The sequence below is a fragment of the Psychromonas sp. genome, from assembly GCF_041586535.1.
In the GTDB taxonomy this organism is placed as follows: Bacteria; Pseudomonadota; Gammaproteobacteria; order Enterobacterales; family Psychromonadaceae; genus Psychromonas.
In genome coordinates this window covers 1-2,549 of the sequence record NZ_JBFGZY010000233.1, presented here as the reverse complement: position 1 = coordinate 2,549, position 2,549 = coordinate 1, and the positions used below count along the sequence as shown (strand labels likewise).

Below are 2,549 nucleotides of genomic sequence, written 5' to 3'. Positions count from 1 at the left end.
TACATCGTTATCTATGGAATGGTGCGTTATGGTCTCCCAGTTACTTTGCCGGATCATGTGGCGGTGCTGCGCTAGATGCCCTGACGACTTATATCGAGAAACAAAATAGACCTAAGTAACGTTAATCCTTCGCATCAATGATTTTCATCACCGCCATGAATGACGGTGTTTTTCATCTAAATGGATAAAACCGAGATGCTTGAAAAAGCGCGAATTCAAGCATCGGTGACTCATAACACCCATGAAGGCGTTGTCGCCTCGCAAGCCGTCGCCTTGGCTGTCTATTACTTTGCTAATAAAATAGGCAAAAAAGAGGGGTTGCGTGATTACCTTTACCAGCAAACAAACGAGCTGTTCAGCATTAATAAAACCACCCGAATAGCGTGTGATGCCATTGATACTATTGATGCTGTTTTAACGGTGCTGTCCCAGTCCAGCTCGCTAACCGAGGTACTTGATAAATCGGTTAAGCTTGGCGGAGATACAGATAGCGTTGCCTCCATCGCCTGCGGCATTGCCTTTTTCTCCAATGAGTACGCTAAGAATTTCCCTGATTTTCTTGAGCGCGATATTGAAAATGGACCTTATGGTAAAGACTACCTCGTTAAATTAAGCGAGAAACTTCGCTAATGGTTTGGCTGTTTAACTGGTATTTGTTTACAAGATTGACAGCTTATAACGCTTGCTAATTTTAGTCTTATATTTTCCAATAATTTACATTGACAGCCTCTCCTAAAAAAATAATCATCTACTTATAAATGTATACATCTAAAAGGATTTATTGTGATTGTTAAACATAAAGAAATGTCACCTTCTAACGATGTCAGACAAATAGCCGGCGATAAACAAGAGCAAGATGTCGCCTTCTTTTTACGCCGAGCATATAAAGACGACAAACAAGTATTTGTTTTTAACGATTTACGTTTTGAACACAATGATGAAGTCGCACAAATTGATCACCTAATCCTTTATCCATACGGTTTCGTTCTGATTGAATCAAAAAGTATTACTGGTGAAGTTAAAGTAAACAACAATCAAGAATGGACACGAAGTTACAACCGGCAATGGTCTGGTATGCGCTCCCCTATCAAACAGGTTGAACTGCAAGAAAAACTGCTACGTGAATTGTTACTTGAAAATATAAAACAATTATTACCTAAATTACTTGGTATGCAGCAAGGTTTCGGTGGCAGATGTTGGGATCAGATATGTGCCGTATCCAGTAATGCGATTGTCCATCGCGATGAGATGCCCAAAGAGATTTCAGATCAGTTAGTAAAATCTGAGTTTGTTGTCGATACACTTAACAAGTTGATGAATATCCCAACAAGTAAAATAATATCCTTTCTAAAACCTACTGGCACTGGGGGCTCAAGACCCTGGTTTTCACCTGAAAGTATGGACAAAATTTCCAACTTCTTGCTGGCACAACATAAACCTTTAACTTATGAACAAGCAAAACCAGCCGAAGCAGTACCCACTGCAGCAGAAACGAATCAGGTTACAGAAGATAAGCAAAATATTTATACACCCAATACCAATCAAAACGAAGTTATTACAACACCCTCTTCTATTTCCCCAGATACACAACCAATAGCTCAAAGGTTGGCCTGTAAAAAATGTAACAACACAGAGCAACTGCAAGGTGCTTGGGGGAAATTCGGCTATTACGTTAAATGTCCAAGCTGTAACACAAATACATCGATGAAAACAAACTGTCCAAGCTGTGATAGTAAAAACACCAAAATTAACAAAAAGAAAGCCTACTACCATCAAACATGCCAAGATTGTAATGCGCAAAATGAAGTTTTTGTGGAAGGTTAATCACAAGCATACCCAGAGAAATATTCACTCAGGATTACAATAGGACTTTCATGAATCAAACCGGCATTTACGAACAGCTTATCACTCAACTTGTTGCGCAGAGCCTTGATCGCGAAAAATTTCATGTGGGCGAACGGCAGCTAGAGACAGGCGAAGCGGCAACCTGGTTATCTCGATTTCTCACCCATCTTATCGAACTGGCTATGGATTCAGTGCCACAAAGCCCACATCGCATTAGTGAGCAAATCTCGTTAGCCAACACCATTATTCGTTGGCTAAGCGAACATATTCACGACACTGAACTTATCTGCGAAAACTTGCTCGACAGCCAAGGAAAAATTCTAACCGCCCTGTTTGATAAAACCAATCCAATAGCTGCGGACTTACCCAAATATGTTGAAGCAATAATTCCCCTTACAGGACTCACGCAAAGTGAACTGTTTTGTGGCAGTAATGCCGGCATCTCCCTTGAAACAGAATTAAAACGGGAGATACAATCCTCGGATAAGATCTACTGGTTAGTCTCATTTATTAAGTGGGCTGGCATTCGTATTTTTAAAAAAGAGTTAGAAGCCTTTACCCGAAGCGGCGGTTTTCAAGAGAGTTGTCGCCTGACGTTTAAATTTATGCCACCTTATTCTCTTTTATTTCAGTCTTTGACTTCTCTGGATTAAGCCTGACTTCTTTAACTGGTGCCCAATTTTTGATTTCACCTGACCAACGAC

3 protein-coding genes and 1 pseudogene are annotated in these 2,549 nt (G+C 40.3%); all 4 read left to right on the top strand.

Annotation, left to right across the window (positions count from 1 at the left end; translation table 11 throughout):
* The coding region (locus ABZA00_RS16890; protein WP_372883312.1) for a transposase at positions 1 to 119 on the top strand (119 nt) is incomplete at its 5' end.
* 61 nt (positions 120 to 180) lie between these two features.
* Positions 181 to 630 carry an ADP-ribosylglycohydrolase family protein gene (locus ABZA00_RS16885; protein ID WP_372883311.1) on the top strand — a complete coding sequence of 150 codons (450 nt, stop codon included), beginning with the start codon at positions 181 to 183 and terminating at the stop codon, positions 628 to 630.
* A gap of 153 nt (positions 631 to 783) precedes the next feature.
* Entirely contained in the window at positions 784 to 1,824 is a 1,041-nt protein-coding gene (locus tag ABZA00_RS16880; RefSeq protein WP_372883310.1) for an NERD domain-containing protein, read from the top strand.
* A 50-nt stretch (positions 1,825 to 1,874) separates the two neighbouring features.
* Positions 1,875 to 2,414 (top strand): annotated as a pseudogene (locus tag ABZA00_RS16875) (DUF3427 domain-containing protein); the annotation flags it as partial.
* Positions 2,415 to 2,549 lie beyond the last annotated feature (135 nt).